The following is a 16,863-nucleotide window of genomic DNA, read 5'->3' as shown; positions in this document are numbered from 1 at the left end:
TTATTTTGCCGTGGGGCAGGACCTGACAGCCAGGGCCTCACTGATGGAGACTGACGCAATGGCTTATCCCGTGAAATGGTACGCGAGTGAAATGCAGGGCGCCCCGAGCCTGGGGGATACCGCCGATGGGGCGCTGGCTGCGCTGCTCAAGGCGGTGATGGTGACCGGCTTTGGCACCCTTACCATCAACGCCCTGGCCTGGGATGCGGCCAAGGACTGGGCAGTGGCGACCTTCTCCGGTGGCCATGCCTACCTGCAAGACTCTGTGGTTGAGGTCGCCGGCGTGAGCCCGGCGGCCTACAACGGCGAGCACAGGGTGATGCAGGTCAGTAGCACCCAGGTGTGGTTCGAGCTGGATGCCGGGGATCCGGGGGCGTCGGGGTCCGGCGCGGCCATGACGATGAAGGTGGCGCCGCTCGGTTGGACCATCACCCACGAAAGCGGTGACGGCAAAGTGTTTATCATCCGGCCGACCAACGTCAGCGAGGCGGGCAATGTGAGCCTGCGTATCGACAACACCGCATTCAGCGGCTGGACCGGCACCAGCAGCGCCTATCTGGCCAAGGTGGCGATGGTCGAGGATGTGGTGGACATCAACACCTATACCAACATCGTGGAGGCCCGTTGGCCAGCGACCAAGCGCTATTCCAACGGTCGCTGGGATCTCATCGGTGACAGCCAGATATTCTATTTCTTGCCCGCATATGCCCTCGTCAACTACCAGTTCATGTATAGCTTTGGCTACCTCAAGTCGGTGCGGCCTGGGGATCGCTATCATGCGGTGTTGAACTGGTATCCCACCTCATCCGCCAGCGATGCAACCAGAGTGTGGTCGAATGGTGGAGGTGCTGGCAACAGCGGCTATGGCAACCCCTATCCGGTGTTCGATAACACAACATACAAAGCGATCGCTCGCGCCTACCATCAGCTGTTTGGCACCACGGCCTGGTGGCAGAAAGGCTTGTTTGGGGTGTTTGGCTCGGGTCTGCCCATTCCCAACGGTCCTGACAACGGTTTTTATCTCTCCACCGACCCCATCATGGTGCTGGAGACGGGCAGCCACCTCCGGGGTTATCAGCCTGGCCTGGTCGTGCCATACGGTTCGCCGGCGTCATGGGATAGAAAGAACTTCCGGGATTTGCCAGCGATACCCGACAAGGTGACCCGCTTTATTATGGTTGGGTATTCGGAGACGCAGAACGTAGCGAATCAACGTGTGCTGATGGGGTTTGATCTCACTGGCCCCTGGAGGTAGTCATGGCCACATTTTTTCCCGGTCACGGGCGATTAGTCAGTGTTCGCGCTCAGTCTATCGGTGGTGATAATGCCGATTATGATGTGACCGCCATCAGTAATCCAAACTGGTACAACCTATACGGTGAGACCGCAGACATAGGGGTATTCAGCTATGTATTTAATCCCGCCGGGCTTGCTAACACGGGCGTCATCCCCACCAAAACCATTGCGATGGCAGTGCGTGACGTTGTTTTTCGGCTAGATCTTCGAAATGCCACATTGACCCCGGATTACTGTGACATGGATCTGGAGTTTTTGGATGCTGGCGGGGTGGTGCTGGCCGCTATACGCACTCGATGGGATGCAGCTTACCGGCATGGGTTATGGTATGGCCCCAATCTGGCTACCTTGACCAAGGCTGCGCAGCTCGGTAGTTACCCCCAGACATCCGGCAGTTTGAGCTTTACCGACAGCGCCATCATTTTTACCACTGACACTGGAACAAACAAGAACCAGTCTTTCAGTATTACCTGCAATACCTTCGCCATCACCCAGCTGAGATTTTCTAACCTCAGAGCACAGTCCTCTTACACAGGAGGAACAGGTGGGGCTTATGTTTATGTGGAGATTGCCAGTGCCCCAGCTGGTTTTGATGGTCACTTTTCCGCGCTGACAGAGGCACAGTACATCGCGCTGGCCCCGGACTTTAAACTGCCTGCTGGTGCTGTGCTCACCCACACGCCAGGTGTGGGGGTAGTCGCGTCGGGCTCGGCACCATCCTACATACTGACGAGGGGGATCTTACCGGGGCAGACTGGGGTGCTACTCAATAGCAGTGATCAAGTCGTGGCCCGCCTCTCCTATGTGGATGGGGTCGCCAGTCTGACTGTTGGCGGGGTGACAACCAACGCTGCATGTACGGCACCCTATATCAGCCTGTATCAATACAACGGCCAAGCATTTGGTTACTACCAGAATCAGTTAATTATCCGTTCAAGCCTGTTTTTTACCGAGAGCGCGCAGCAAAACTGGATCGAGTTACCGCCGGGAGACACTTTGGCCAGTATCGGCATTGAGTGGAGGCCTCTGCCGCAAGAGTTTACCTATTACAGCCATTGCCATCATTTGACCGCTACCCCCGCCAACCAAGAGCCCAGAGCCGTTTTTCAGCCGCAGGATGTGGCCTGGAGTGGCACCCCGCAGCTCTATCCAGGGCCGGTCGACGTCCAACAGATGAGCCAGTCCATTGTCTGCAAGGGACATGACTATTTCTGGGTCCGTGATGGGGTGCAGAACGTGGACCAGGGCTACATCAGCAACCGGGTGACCATCAACGGGGAGGGGGTCAGGCGCCGGGTACTCTGCTTTAGCCAGGATGGGTATCTGGTGGCGGAAACCTACAGCAGTGCGGCCGATGGGGTTTACCGGTTCGATCACCTCTGGTTGAACCGGCGTTACATGCTGGTCGCCCAGGACGATCCCGCCTTTGGCCCAGCCGATTACAATGCCGTGGCGGCTGATTACCAAGCCCCGACTCCTTACATCGTCTAGCGAGGTTTCCATGCTCAAGTTCCACGACTCGGTGCGCACCGCCCGCGCCCAGATACTGGCGGATGCCATCGACCAGGGCAGTGCCGCCCCGGCCACCTTCAAGATCTACGGTGGCAGCCGCCCCGCAGTCGGGGCTGCCATCACCGACCAGCCGTTGCTGGTCACGCTGCAGTTCCAGCTGCCATGTGCCCAGTCGGTGACTGGTGGGGTGCTGACCCTCAAGCCGCTGGCCGAGCAGATGGCCACCGGATCCGGTGCTCCCACCTGGGGGCGCTTTGCCAATCGGGATGGTGACTTTGTGGCGGATCTCGATGTGGGGCCACCCGGTAGTGGCGCCGATCTGGAGATCCCCACCAACGAGCTGTTTACCGGGGCCCTGGTGCGCATCAACACCGCCACCATCACCGAACCGTAAGCCAAGACCTAACCACCGGAGCCACCTATGGCCAGAAAGGATGCGGCGCTTGAACTGCGCAAGGCGCGCCAGAACAACGGCAATCTGGAGCTGAACCAGGCCGAGGTGGTGCGCTATGAGGCGGTGCTGCAGGGCACCTCCTTGCCGCCTGTACTGGCCTGTTCGCTCGGGCTGGTGTTGCCCGCTGTGCTGGCGGGCCAGATAGCCGCTCCCGCGCTGGCTGTCGATGTGGGGCTCATCTTCCAGGGCGCGCTGGCAGGCCAACTCCCGGCTGCCGTGGCCGAGTTCCGGGGCACCATCGTCATTGAGTGCGCCATGGCCGTGACCACCGAGCCGGTGATCCACGACTTTGATGCCGGTTATGACGTGAACGTGTTCAGGGGGCCGAGCTATGCCAGCACCAGTGATTGGGGGCGGGCGGATCTGGTGAGCGGTGGGGTGGCCAGTGATTGGCAACGTCCTGCCATTGAGCGGGCCACCTGCGCCGCTGACTGGCAAGAAGCCGCGCCGTTAGAGGCCGCCGTGGTCGAGCACGGGGATCTGATGCCCCCCCCGCTATGAGCTGACCCGTGGGGTGTTTGAGGAAGGTGCGCCGCTGGGACATGCCCATGGCCAACAGGTTGACAACCTGCCCCCTGGCCATGCGGCTATCCGTTCGCTGTGGGTGGAGGGGGAACAGGTCGGCCGCTGGCAGTTAAGCGGTTATCGCAACCCGCCGCGCTTTGATCAGGTGTGGCAGGCCGACCAGTGGCAGGAAGGGGCCAAGCTGGGCAAGGTCATCGGTGGCCAGCACTGGCAGTTGGGGGCCTCGCTGCACCTGCACCGGCTGGATGGTTGGGACGAGGCCATGCTGCCCCCGTGGGGCACAAGCCCGCCACCCAAGCCGCCGATCACCCCGGCGCGCCCGGACAAGCGCACCAAGACACTGGCGTTCGGCCGCCAGCGTGGCGATGCCAGCCTGGAGTTTGTCTGGCATGTGCAAGACGCCCGTATTGTTATCCCGACCCGGAGGGTTTATCTGGTGAGTAACACTGCAAGCATTGTGCGCGTGCGCGATGGCCTCGATATCCCGGCCACCGCCGTGAATATCGAGCTCGACACCGACTCCTGGGCCTGGCAGTTCAGCGCCCAGATCCCGCGCATCGCGGCGGCGGCCCTGACCGATGAGGAAGAGGTGAGCATCCACATCAACGGCCAGCAATGGGAGTGCGTGTGTGATGGTTGGCAGTCGAGCCAGAGTTTTGCCCGTGAGTCGGCCACCCTGACTGGCCGCTCTCGCACTGCTTACCTGTCACCGACCCATGTATTGGCGCAAGCGGTGAGCGAGAGTGCGGCGGCCACCATGGCCCAGTTGGCGGCAGCCGTGCTGCCGTTTGGCTGGACACTGGAGTGGCAGGCGGCGGATTGGCTGGTACCGGCTGGGTTCTTCAGCCTGGACAACCAGACGCCAATCGAGGTGGTCAAGTACTTGGCCGAGGCGGCCGGTGGCTTTGTGCTGCCACACCAGCGCAACCGGCATCTGGTCATCAAGCCGCGCTATCCCACTGTGCCCTGGCAGCTTGAGACAGCGTTGGCCGATGTGGCCATCCCCCGCGCCATCATTACTACCCTTGGCAGTGACTTCCAGCCGGGGCAGGCGGCCAACGGGATCTGGGTCAGCGGTGGTCATCAGGGGATCAGTGCGCGGGTCATGCGGCAAGGTACCGCTGGCGAGCAACTGGCCCAGAGCATCACCCATCCGCTGGTGTGCGATGTGGTGGCGGCCCGCGCCCAGGGTGTGGTGGGGCTGGCCAAGACCATGCCCAAGCGCACCCAGACCATTGAGCTGCCGTTGTCTGCAGATACGGGCTTGATCCTGCCGGGGGCGCTGCTCGCGGTGGATGGCTGGAAGGGGTACAACCGGGGCGTCAGGGTCTCTGCTGCGTTGCAGAACAAGGCCATGACGGTGCGCCAGCAATTGAGTGTGGAGCGATTTGTATGAACCTGTTCAAGCGATTCCTGGAGCTGGTACCTGGTGCCGACCCGCTGCTGGTCGGTACCGTGACAGCCATGACCAGTACCACCACCACCCTGGATACGTTGGCAGGCGGTACCGTCACAGTACGCGGTGTCGGGGTAACCATCGGCAAGAAGGCATTTTACAGGGGAGGGGAGCTTGCCGGAGAGGCGCCGGACTTACCGACCTATGAGATAGAGGTGTAATTCGGTCCAACCTATTTGATGTACCAACTGCTTTGACAGCTTCTGAATTAGCAAAGCAGTCGCTCAAGGAGCAACCAATCACGCTTGTCTGAGTCGTGACGTCTGATACAATCCTCGGCGTACATGCTTATTGATGGTTTCAGACACAAAATAAAGTGTGTACCGCTATGTGTACCAACCGTATTGTGAACGGTGAAACTCATAAGTGAACCTCTTGAAATTTAAAGATTTCTCTAGCCTACATGTGCCCTTTGGTAGGGGGCACCACTGTATAAGGAAACACACAATGCCAATCATTACTCTGCCTGACGGCAGCCAACGTCAATTTGCCCACTCCGTTTCCGTCATGGACGTGGCCGCGGACATAGGTCCGGGTCTCGCCAAGGCGTGCATTGCCGGTCGGGTAAACGGTGAACTGGTGGATGCCTGCGAGCTCATCGAAGCCGATGCCTCCTTGGCCATCATCACCGCCAAAGACGAAGAAGGTCTGGACATACTGCGCCACTCCTGTGCTCACCTGCTGGGTCATGCCATCAAGCAACTCTGGCCCCAGACCAAGATGGCCATCGGTCCTGTCATCGATAACGGTTTCTACTACGACATCGATCTGGATCGTACCCTGACCGACGACGATCTGGCTGCCCTGGAAGAGCGCATGCTGGCGCTGGCCGCCAAGGATTACGACGTCATCAAGAAAAAAGTCTCCTGGCAGGAAGCGCGCGACGTGTTCGAAGCCCGTGGCGAGACTTACAAGGTCGAGATCCTGGATCAGAATATTGCCCGTGATGACCAGCCAGGTCTGTATCATCACGAAGAGTACGTCGACATGTGTCGTGGCCCGCACGTGCCCAACATGCGTCACTGCCACCACTTCAAATTGCAGAAAATGTCTGGCGCCTACTGGCGTGGCGATTCCAACAACAAGATGCTGCAGCGCATTTACGGCACTGCCTGGGCTGACAAGAAGCAGCTCAAAGGCTACCTGCAGCGTCTGGAAGAGGCGTCCAAGCGCGACCACCGCAAGATAGGCAAGCAGCTCGACCTGTATCACATGCAGGAAGAGGCGCCTGGCATGGTGTTCTGGCACAACGATGGCTGGACCATCTTCCGTGAGCTGGAAACCTTCATCCGTGGCAAGCTCAAAGAGTACGACTATCAGGAAGTGAAGGGTCCCTTCATGATGGACAGGGTGCTGTGGGAGCGTTCAGGCCACTGGGAAAAGTATGCCCAGGCCATGTTCACCACCCAGTCCGAAAACCGCGAGTACGCCATCAAGCCGATGAACTGCCCGGGTCACGTCCAGATCTTCAATCAGGGTCTGAAGTCCTACCGCGATCTGCCGCTGCGCATGGCAGAGTTCGGCTCCTGCCACCGCAACGAACCGTCCGGTTCCCTGCACGGTCTGATGCGAGTGCGTGGTTTTACCCAAGATGATGCTCACATCTTCTGTACTGAAGAGCAGATCATGGAAGAGGTGTCTGCCTGTATCCGTATGGTCTATGACGTCTACGGTACCTTTGGTTTTGAAAATATCGTGGTCAAGCTCTCAACCCGTCCTGAGCAGCGTATCGGTTCCGATGAAGCCTGGGATCGCGCCGAGGCCGCCTTGGCCGAAGCCCTGGTGCTGAACGGTCTGAAATACGATCTGCAGCCGGGCGAGGGGGCTTTCTACGGTCCCAAAATCGAATTTACCCTGCATGATTGCCTTGATCGTGCTTGGCAGTGTGGTACCGTGCAGCTCGACTTTGCCCTGCCTGGACGTCTGGGTGCCACGTATGTGGGTGAAGACAACGAACGCCACGTACCGGTGATGATCCACCGGGCCATTCTGGGTTCACTCGAGCGTTTCATCGGTATTCTGACCGAAGAGTACGCCGGACTGTTCCCGACTTGGTTGGCTCCGACTCAGGCTGTGGTCATGAATATCACAGATAATCAGGCCGATTATGCGGTAAAAGTAGCCAAAGCATTGAATGATGCGGGTCTTCGCGCAAAAGCGGACTTGAGAAATGAGAAGATTGGCTTTAAAATCCGCGAGCATACTTTGAAGCGAGTACCTTTCATGCTGGTCTGCGGCGATAAAGAAGTTGAAGCCGGTAAGATTGCAGTACGGACTCGTAAAGGGGCTGACCTGGGCACTTATCCTGTTGAAGAGCTAGTTGCTCTGTTGACCCAGGAAGTTCAGACCCGCGGACAAAAGAAAGTGGAGGAATAAGCTATAAAAGGCGGAAAAAAACTGGGCAAGCAACCGCAAGCCCGCGCTCACCGGATCAATACCGAGATTCGTCTGAAAGAAGTTCGTCTCACTGGTATTGACGGAGAGCCTTTGGGTGTCGTCGAGATCCATGATGCACTGAACTTGGCCCTTGAGGCTGGAGTAGATCTGGTCGAGATCAGTCCTAACGCTGAACCGCCCGTTTGCCGCATCATGGATTACGGCAAATTCCTCTACGAAAAGAGCAAAACAACCAAAGAACAGAAGAAAAAGCAGAAAGTCGTCCAGGTCAAGGAAATCAAATTCCGTCCTGGTACTGACGAAGGCGACTATCAGGTAAAACTACGCAACCTGGTTCGCTTTCTAGAAGACGGGGACAAGGCTAAGGTCACCCTGCGCTTCCGTGGTCGTGAAATGGCTCACCAGGATCTTGGTATCAAGGTTCTGGAGCGCGTCAAGAACGATCTGGAAGAGTTGGCCGTAGTGGAGTCGTTCCCGAAAGTCGAAGGCCGTCAAGCTGTGATGGTCCTCGCACCCAAGAAGAAATCTTAAGGCCCACAAGAAATTGACTCATGGGTTCGCGCCCATGAGTTGGTTCGCCTTGCGATTTTGTTGTCACTCACAATGCGGAGTATGAAATGCCGAAGATGAAAACCAACCGGGGTGCTGCAAAGCGCTTCAAAAAGACTGGCTCGGGTCGCTTCAAGTGCAAGCATAACCACCTGCGTCACATCCTGACCAAGAAGAGCAGCAAGCGTAAGCGCAAGCTGGGACCGAAGTTCATGGTTTCCGCTGCCGACCACAAACGTGTTGTCGCTTGTCTGCCGTACGCATAAGGGGGGATGTAAAAAATGCCAAGAGTTAAACGTGGTGTGACTGCTCGAGCTCGTCACAAGAAAGTAATGAAAGCCGCCAAAGGTTACTACGGCGCCCGTTCCCGTGTTTACCGCGTAGCGGTGCAAGCGGTAACCAAAGCTGGTCAGTATGCCTACCGTGACCGTCGCCAGAAAAAGCGTCAGTTCCGTCAGCTGTGGATTGCGCGTATCAACGCTGCTGCCCGTCAGAACGGTCTGTCCTACAGCCGTCTGATCAACGGTCTGAAGAAGGCTTCTATCGAGATCGATCGCAAGATCCTGTCCGATATCGCCGTTCACGACAAGTTGGCTTTCACCGCCCTGGTTGAAAAGGCTAAAGCAGCACTGGTTTAATCCGGTTCTGTTATGAAAGATAAAAGGAGGCTCAGGCCTCCTTTTTTGTTGTCTGCAATTTATCCAGTTCTGTTGTCAGACCCGACTGTTACCTCTGTATATCTGCAACATGCTTTCATCATATGCCAACAAACTAGTATTGTTTCCCCATATTTAACGGGTAGAGGGGATCGGGTCAGCCTCTTCCCCGATAACAAAATGATTTCTAGGGAGAAAAGGCCACCTTAACTATGGTCAGCGAAGGGGCTTTTTTTGTATTATTCCCCTCTTGACCTTATTTAGCCTAATAGGCTCCTGTTTCGGGAGTGGTGACGAGGAAGACATGCAACAGCTTGAAGAAGTAGTCGGCCAGGCCAAGGCCGAAATTGAGGGCGTCAACGACGTTGCGACCCTCGACGAAATCCGGGTCAAATATCTGGGTAAAAAAGGCTTTTTTACCGAGCAGATGAAGACATTGGGCGCCTTGTCCGCCGAAGAGCGTCCCGCCGTGGGCGCCGTGATCAACCAGGCCAAGCAGCAGGTTCAGGATGCCCTGAACGCACGCCGTGATGCACTGGTGGAGCAGGAGCTGAACCAGAAGTTGGCTGCCGAGACCATCGATGTGAGCCTGCCGGGCCGTCGCATCGAGAATGGTGGTCTGCACCCAGTGACCCGTACCATTGAGCGCATTGAGCGCCTATTTGGCGAGATGGGGTTCAAGGTGGAACGCGGTCCCGAAATTGAAGATGGCTTTCACAACTTCGATGCGTTGAATATTCCGGCTCATCACCCGGCGCGTACCGATCACGACACCTTCTACTTCAATCCCGATCTGATGCTGCGTACCCACACCTCGGGTGTGCAGATCCGCACCATGGAACATCAGCAACCGCCGATCCGCATCATAGCGCCGGGCCGCGTCTATCGTAACGACTACGACATGACCCACACGCCTATGTTCCACCAGGTTGAAGGCCTGCTGGTTGACGAGCATGCCAGCTTTACCGAGCTCAAAGGCATACTGCACGACTTCCTGCGTAACTACTTCGAGGAAGATCTCACCATTCGCTTCCGTCCTTCTTATTTCCCGTTCACCGAGCCGAGTGCCGAAGTAGACGTCATGGGTAAGAACGGCAAGTGGCTGGAAGTGCTGGGTTGCGGCATGGTGCACCCGAACGTACTGCGTTCGGTCGGTATCGACCCGGAAAAATACTCCGGCTTTGCCTTCGGCATGGGCGTTGAGCGCCTGACCATGCTGCGTTACGGGGTCAACGACCTGCGTGCCTTCTTCGAAAACGACCTGCGCTTCCTCAAGCAGTTCAAGTAAGGGCGAGAGAACATGAAATTCAGTAAATCCTGGGTGATGGAGTGGGTCCGCACCGAGTTGAGTGACAATGCACTGGCCGAGCAGATCACCATGGCTGGTCTGGAAGTGGACGCCGTGGAAGCGGTGGCTGGCCAGTTCAACAATGTGGTCGTGGGTGAAGTGGTCGAATGCGCCCAGCATCCGGACGCCGACAAGCTGCGGGTGACCAAGGTCAACGTGGGCGAGGCCGAGCTGCTGGACATCGTCTGCGGCGCGCCGAACTGCCGCGCCGGCTTGAAAGTGTGCGTGGCCAAAGTAGGGGCGACTCTGCCGGGTGATTTCACCATCAAGAAAGCCAAACTGCGCGGTCAGCCGTCCCACGGCATGCTCTGCTCCTTTAGTGAGCTGGGCATTGACGTGGAAGCGGACGGTATTATCGAGCTGCCGGGCGATGCTCCCATCGGCACCGATATCCGCGACTATCTCAATCTGAACGACGTCTCCATCGATGTGGACCTGACTCCAAACCGTGCCGATTGCCTCGGTATCGCGGGACTCGCCCGTGAAATCGGCGTGCTCAACAGCGTGGACGTGGTTGAGCCGACCTGGGCGCCTGCTGCTGCCACCTGTGATGCGACCTTCCCGATCCGGGTGGAGGCGCCAGCCGATTGCCCCCGTTATCTGGGCCGCGTCATCAAAGGGCTGAACCTGCAAGCCAAGAGCCCGCTCTGGATGCAAGAGAAGCTGCGCCGTGGCGGCATTCGCTCCATCGACGCCATCGTCGACATCACCAACTACCTGCTGCTGGAATACGGTCAGCCGATGCACGCCTTCGATCTGGCTACCCTGGAAGGGGAACTGGTGGTGCGTCGCGCCCGTGCTGATGAGCCGATGACCCTGCTCGACGGCAACGAAGTGAAGCTCAAAGAGACCACTTTGGTGATTGCCGATGCCAAAGGTCCTGCCTGCATGGCCGGTATCTTCGGTGGCAATCGCACCGGTGTGTCCGAGACCACTACCGATATCCTGCTGGAGTGCGCCTTCTTCGCGCCGCTCTCCATCACGGGTCGTGCCCGTACCTACGGCCTGCATACCGACTCTTCCCATCGCTTCGAGCGCGGGGTTGATCCCGAGCTGCAAGCCAAGGTGATGGATCGTGCAACCCGTCTGCTGCTGGACATTTGTGGCGGAGAGTGCGGCGGTGAAGCCGGTCCGGTCATCGAGGTCAAATCCGATGCCCATCTGCCCAAAGCAGCCCCCATCAAACTGCGTCGTGCCAAGCTCGACAAGGTGATCGGCATCAGCGTGGCTGACGCTCAAGTGGTCGAGATCCTGACCCGCCTCGGCATGCAGGTCACTGTGGATGCTGACGGCTGGACCGCGTTGGCACCCTCCTGGCGTTTCGATATCGCCATTGAGGAAGACCTTATCGAGGAAGTAGCCCGCATTTACGGCTACAACAATATCCCGAACCTCAAACCCGCCGCCTCCCTGGCGATGGTTGAACAGGCGGAAGGGCAGGTGACCCTCAAGCGGGTGCGTGACCTGCTGGTTGACCGCGGCTTCCAGGAAGCGATCACCTACAGCTTCGTGGATCCCAAAGCGCAGCAACTGCTCTATCCGCAAAGCGATGCCATCGTGCTGCCGAACCCGATTTCGGTCGAGATGTCCGCTATGCGTGTCTCTCTGTTCCCAGGTCTGGTGCAGGCAGCGGTCTACAACCAGAATCGTCAGCAGCCGCGGGTACGCCTGTTCGAGCAGGGTCTGCGTTTCATCAAGGACGCGAGCGCCGAGAACGGCATCCGTCAGGAACCGATGCTGGCCGGTATCATCACCGGCAACCAGAGCGACGAGCACTGGGACATCAAGAGTCGCGCAGCTGACTTCTTTGATTTGAAAGGGGATCTGGAAGCCGTGCTGGATCTGACTGCCGAAGGTGCCACCTTTACCTTCGAGCGTACCGAGCACAGTGCCCTGCACCCGGGCCAGAGCGCAGCCATTTTGCGCAATGGCGAGGTGTTCGGCCATATCGGCGTGATCCACCCGAGTCTCGAGAAGAAGCTGGGTCTCAAGACCCGGGCCATCATGTTCGAGCTGGAATTGAACAAGCTGATCCCTGCCAAGGTGCCGGTTGCTGCCGAGGTTTCTCGCTTCCCAGCCAACCGTCGTGATATCGCCGTGGTGGTAGACCGTCAGGTTCTGGCCGGTGATGTCCTCGCAGTAATTAAAAAAGTTGGCGGAAATCAGGTAGTTGGAATAAACTTGTTTGACGTATACCAGGGTGCTGGTATGGCCGAGGACAAGAAGAGCCTGGCCATCAGTCTTGTATTGCAAGACACCCAGCGCACTCTGGAGGAGAAAGAGATTGCCGAGACCGTAGACAATGTCGTGCGGGCCCTTGGTGAAGAGTTGAATGCATCCTTGAGGGATTGATCTATGGCGCTTACCAAAGCCGACATTGCAGAGCACCTGTTCACCCAACTCGGGATGAGCAAGCGTGAAGCCAAAGATATGGTGGAAGCCTTCTTTGAGGAAATCAGACAGGCGCTTGAGCGTGGTGAACAAGTCAAGATTTCAGGCTTCGGTAACTTTGACCTTCGTGAGAAGAATCAGCGTCCCGGACGTAACCCCAAGACAGGCGAGGATATTCCTATCAGCGCCCGTCGGGTGGTGACCTTCCGGCCTGGCCAGAAACTCAAGGCCAGGGTAGAAAATGTTGAACCCAACGAGTGACAAAAAGCCAGGCAAACGCCTGGCTTTTACTTTTTCATGATGAAATCCAACTTATTGTTCGCTCTGTTGCTGGCCATGCCGGTGCAGTCCATGACGCTGCCTCTGTCCCCCGCCACCCAGGCGTATGCTGACACTCTCACCTCGCTGACCATCTGTTACCCCGCCCTGATCCGGCCGCCCTATCTCGAGGAGTCGGGGGGGCTGCTTATCGATCAGCTGGAACGGCTGGCTGAACAGCTGCCGGTGCCCTTGCTGCACGAGAAGCTGCCAAACTGGCCCGCGGTTCAGCAGGCCCTGCTGACGGGGCGCTGCGATCTCATTCCTGACATAGGGCCTTCACGGCAGGCATTGCCTGGCATGGCGCTCAGTCGCGCCCTGCTGGAAGCCGAGTCCGCCATTCTTTACAAGGGTGAGCTGGAGCATGCCACCTTCCTGGTGTCACCCCTTTGGCAGGCGAGTGAGGTGCTCAAGACACTCTATCCCCATTCGACCCAGCTGGTCCTGACCGATGCCGTCAACTGGTACTCGTCACTGGTAGCGGGCAAGGGAACGGCCTATCTCGGCGACTACCTGCAACTGCGTTACCTGATGCGCGAATACCCGGATGTGGGACTGCGTCTGCGCCGTTTGCGCAGCGATGAGCTGGTGCTCAGCTATCGGCTGATGATGCATGACAAGCCAGAGCTCAGGGAGCTGGTCGACATGGCGATCCGCTATATGCCGCCCGGGGGCGTCTACAAGGATCTCGAGCGCTATCTGGAGCAGGGGGAGCAGGACATCAACCCCTTGCACTTTACCGACAAGGAGCAGGCCTGGCTGGTCGGTACCTCCCGTGCCGTCAAGTTGGTGGTGAACCCTGCATTGATGCCTTATAGCGGCATCGACAAGCAGGGGCAGCTCAGGGGCTGGAGTGCAGATGTGCTGCGCCGGGTGAGCCAGCAGACCGGGATGATTTTTCATGTGGTGCCAGTCAAGGACACCGAAGACGCCCTGGCCAGGCTGCGCAGTGGCGAGGCAGACATGATGGCGGGTCTGTTGGAGACACCGGCGTTGACTGGCGAGTTTGATTTCACTCGCATCGTGGTAGCCAGTCGTTATGCCCTGGTCAGCCGCAAGTTGCGGTCTTTCGATCGACTTGAGGAGATCAAGGGTGAGGTAGTCGTGCCCGCCAGCCTCTATGATCCCGACATGCTGGCCCGTCTTGGCAAGCATGGATGGCGCAAGAGCCAGACCCTTGAGTCGGGCATTGCGGAGGTACAGGCGGGCAGGGCGGAGGCCATGCTGGCCGAGCTGTATCAGTTGCAATATCCGCTGCGTAACAATCTGCTGGCTGGACTGGATATCAAGGAGCTGCCGGAGCGTTTCGGGCTAGGGTTTGCCATCAGTCCCCACAGCCCCAGGCTGGCCGGTGTGATGGAACAGAGCCTGATGACGATCACAGGCCAGCAGAACGATGATCTCAACCAGCGCTGGCGTCAGCTGGTACTGACCCAGCAGAGCGGCGTCAGCTATGGCATTTGGCTGGGGTCCGTGTTGCTTGCATTGCTGATCAGTGCTGGTGTCATCTGGTTGATCTGGCGCTCCCGCCAGCAGCTGGCGCGAGAAGTGAGCCGGCGTCAGGAGATGGAGCAGACGCTGGCACTGGAGAGTCAGTTCAGGGAGTCCCTGTTCCAGGCACTGCCTGTGCCCGTCTTCCTGCGAAATGATCAGGGAGAGATCATCAAGCGCAACAAACAGGCCAAACGGCTGGAAGCCCGATATCTGGCCGAACTCAGCCTGCCGCAGTCCCAGTTGCAGGGAACCGAAGGGGAAATGACCCTCGGCGATCAGGTGTTCTCCTATGCCCAGATCCCGCTGCGACTGGGCAAACAGGCACCGGCGGGGGATCTGATCGCGCTCTCCGACATCAGCGCCCTGCGCGAGCGTACGCGTTTGCTGCATCAGGCCGAGCGACGTCTGCGCGCCCTCACCAATACGGTGCCCGGCGTCGTCATCCAGTTCCTCTTGCTGCAGGGGAAAATAACCCGGGTCGAATTTATCAGTCGTGGCAGTTACGAGCTGCTGGGCCTGGCCAGCCAGCAGATCCGCCGTCATCCCGACAGCGCACTCAGCCGTCTTGTTCATCAGGACAGGCGCGAGATGCGGGCGCCCATGCTGGCCATGTTGCATGCCGGCCAACCTTTTTCCTACGCGCTGCGCTATGAACATCCGGTCAAGGGCACGCGCTGGCTGCAATGTTATGGTCGCGGCCGCAGCCAGCAGGAAGGGGGGTGGCGGGTTTACGGTGTGGTGCAGGATGTGACCGCTAGAGTCGAGCAGGAGCGTGCCTTGCAGGCATCCCATGAGCGTGCCGAACAGGCCGTCCTGGCCAAGGGGCGCTTCCTCGCGGCGGTGAGCCATGAAATTCGTACTCCCATGAATGCCATTCTGGGGCTGCTGGAGTGGCTCAATCACACCCCCTTGTCAGCGGAGCAGCACTCAGCGCTCTCCCATGTCAGACAGGCGGGGGACGAGCTGCTCGGTCTGCTCAACGATGTGCTCGATTTCAGCCGCAACGAGAACCGGCAGCTGGCGCTCTCTCCCCAGCCAACCGACCTGGTTGATTTGTGCGAGCATGTGGCGGCGGTGCACTGGTCCAAGGCCCGCTCCAAGCGGTTGCAGCTGCGACTGGATATCGACCATCACCTGCCCGCCCAGGTGGAGCTGGATCCCCATAGAGTGCAGCAGGTGCTGCACAATCTGCTCGCCAATGCCATCAAGTTCAGCTGTGCAGGTGAAGTCGTGCTGTGGGCACGCCGTCAAGGCGACCGTCTGCTGTGCGGCGTGGATGATGACGGGCCGGGTATCAGCGACGATCTGCTGCCTCGCCTGTTCCTGCCATTCGAGCAGGGAGGAGAGGAGGGCCAGCCCAGAGCTCAGGGCACCGGATTGGGGCTGGCCATCAGCCGCCAGCTGATGGAGCAGATGGGTGGCGAGATCCGGGTCGAACCGCGTCCTCTCGGGGGCAGCCGTTTCACCTGCAGCTTGCCCTTGGTGCTGCTGCACGAGATGCCGCGCTGGCAACCGAGAGTGGCCAGCGTCAATATCCAGCTGAACGATGCGGAGCGTGCCTATCTCGTGCCCTGGCTTGGCGAGCTCGGCCTGACCGAGGATCCCGCCGGCCCCCTGCTGCGCGCCGTCGAAGATGATCAGGGTCTGCGTTACTGGGACTGGCAGGGCGAGCCCTGGGTGCCAGGCTCTGTGGTCAGCCTGTTGCAGCCCCGGCTGGTGTCCTCTGCCCTGGAGGAGATGAGTTTGCCAGGGCAGGGGATGCGGGTGTTGCTGGTTGAAGATCACGAAGTGAATCGGGTGTTGATCAGCATGCAGTTGACCCAGCTGGGGGCCGAGGTACTGAGTGCGGCCAATGGTCGGCTGGCGCTCGATATCCTGCAGCACGAAACCGTGGATCTGGTGCTGACCGATCTGCAGATGCCAGTGATGGATGGTGCCCAGCTGTGCCAGCAGTTGCGGGATTCTGCGCGCTGGCACCATCTGCCTGCCTACGTTATCACAGCCGATCTCAGCGAGCAGGCGGCGCAGCGACTGGCCAGCTGCGGTTGTCGAGGACATCTGGACAAGCCCCTGTTGCTTAAAGATCTGGCCAATTTACTGCGCAGCGTGCCAAGGCTTGCGGACACGAGTGTCCTCTTGTCCGCACCCTCTCCCGGCACCGCAGGCGAGGAAATGGGGGCCGGGTGGCATGAGCCGGCACAGCCCCCTTTGAGCCGCGAGTTGATAAACCTCTATCTGGAGGCAACTCGTCAAGATCTGGCTGACATTGAGCAGTGCATCACACAAGGAGATGCTGAAGCGCTTGATGCGGCTTTACACAAGATGAAGGGGGCGGCCAAAATGGTGGGCGCCACCCCGCTGATCCAGGTGATCGAGCAGTGGAAACGGGATCCACAACAACCCCTGATGTCCCCGCTGCGGCACGCTCTGGATGAAGTCTGCCGGCGATTAGGTGAGAGAGTCTGAC

The 16,863-nt window shown here is 58.7% G+C and carries 14 protein-coding genes; all 14 read left to right on the top strand.

Annotated features, from left to right (window positions below; genetic code table 11):
* The first annotated feature begins 58 nt into the window (after window positions 1-58).
* The 14 genes from AC1P02_RS16615 (at window position 59) to AC1P02_RS16550 (ending at window position 16,862) form a co-directional block, all read left to right on the top strand.
* On the top strand, window positions 59-1,255 hold the full coding sequence (locus tag AC1P02_RS16615; RefSeq protein WP_485182689.1) for a hypothetical protein: 1,197 nt from the start codon (window positions 59-61) through the stop codon (window positions 1,253-1,255).
* A gap of 2 nt (window positions 1,256-1,257) precedes the next feature.
* Entirely contained in the window at window positions 1,258-2,787 is a 1,530-nt protein-coding gene (locus AC1P02_RS16610) for a hypothetical protein (protein ID WP_408132719.1), read from the top strand.
* A 10-nt stretch (window positions 2,788-2,797) separates the two neighbouring features.
* The gene (locus AC1P02_RS16605) at window positions 2,798-3,202 is read left to right on the top strand and encodes a hypothetical protein (protein ID WP_234594800.1); all 405 of its coding nucleotides are present in this window, start codon (window positions 2,798-2,800) and stop codon (window positions 3,200-3,202) included.
* 27 nt (window positions 3,203-3,229) lie between these two features.
* Window positions 3,230-3,763, top strand: a complete 534-nt coding sequence (locus AC1P02_RS16600; RefSeq protein WP_485182688.1) for a hypothetical protein — start codon at window positions 3,230-3,232, stop codon at window positions 3,761-3,763.
* Window positions 3,764-3,776: 13 nt separating this feature from the next.
* Complete coding sequence (locus AC1P02_RS16595) at window positions 3,777-5,183, top strand: hypothetical protein (protein ID WP_485182687.1); 1,407 nt, start codon at window positions 3,777-3,779, stop codon at window positions 5,181-5,183.
* Complete coding sequence (locus AC1P02_RS16590) at window positions 5,180-5,404, top strand: hypothetical protein (protein ID WP_271788216.1); 225 nt, start codon at window positions 5,180-5,182, stop codon at window positions 5,402-5,404. Before AC1P02_RS16595 ends, AC1P02_RS16590 begins: the two co-directional genes overlap by 4 nt.
* A gap of 286 nt (window positions 5,405-5,690) precedes the next feature.
* Entirely contained in the window at window positions 5,691-7,619 is a 1,929-nt protein-coding gene (thrS, locus tag AC1P02_RS16585) for a threonine--tRNA ligase (RefSeq protein WP_021138702.1), read from the top strand.
* 3 nt (window positions 7,620-7,622) lie between these two features.
* Entirely contained in the window at window positions 7,623-8,171 is a 549-nt protein-coding gene (gene infC / locus AC1P02_RS16580) for a translation initiation factor IF-3 (protein ID WP_011898682.1), read from the top strand.
* A gap of 86 nt (window positions 8,172-8,257) precedes the next feature.
* Entirely contained in the window at window positions 8,258-8,455 is a 198-nt protein-coding gene (rpmI, locus tag AC1P02_RS16575) for a 50S ribosomal protein L35 (protein WP_005315535.1), read from the top strand.
* Window positions 8,456-8,470: 15 nt separating this feature from the next.
* On the top strand, window positions 8,471-8,827 hold the full coding sequence (gene rplT / locus AC1P02_RS16570; RefSeq protein WP_005300683.1) for a 50S ribosomal protein L20: 357 nt from the start codon (window positions 8,471-8,473) through the stop codon (window positions 8,825-8,827).
* A 322-nt stretch (window positions 8,828-9,149) separates the two neighbouring features.
* Window positions 9,150-10,133, top strand: a complete 984-nt coding sequence (gene pheS / locus AC1P02_RS16565; RefSeq protein WP_485182686.1) for a phenylalanine--tRNA ligase subunit alpha — start codon at window positions 9,150-9,152, stop codon at window positions 10,131-10,133.
* A 12-nt stretch (window positions 10,134-10,145) separates the two neighbouring features.
* Entirely contained in the window at window positions 10,146-12,545 is a 2,400-nt protein-coding gene (gene pheT, locus AC1P02_RS16560) for a phenylalanine--tRNA ligase subunit beta (RefSeq protein ID WP_485182685.1), read from the top strand.
* A 3-nt stretch (window positions 12,546-12,548) separates the two neighbouring features.
* Window positions 12,549-12,845 carry an integration host factor subunit alpha gene (gene ihfA / locus AC1P02_RS16555; RefSeq protein WP_005300715.1) on the top strand — a complete coding sequence of 99 codons (297 nt, stop codon included), beginning with the start codon at window positions 12,549-12,551 and terminating at the stop codon, window positions 12,843-12,845.
* Between the two features lie 54 nt (window positions 12,846-12,899).
* Window positions 12,900-16,862 carry an ATP-binding protein gene (locus tag AC1P02_RS16550; RefSeq protein ID WP_485185475.1) on the top strand — a complete coding sequence of 1,321 codons (3,963 nt, stop codon included), beginning with the start codon at window positions 12,900-12,902 and terminating at the stop codon, window positions 16,860-16,862.
* Window position 16,863: the final 1 nt, after the last annotated feature.

It is taken from the genome of Aeromonas sp. TS_SC_11 (assembly GCF_057318915.1).
The sequence above is the reverse complement of the archived record's forward strand: the minus strand, read 5'-3'. Positions and strand labels throughout refer to the sequence as shown.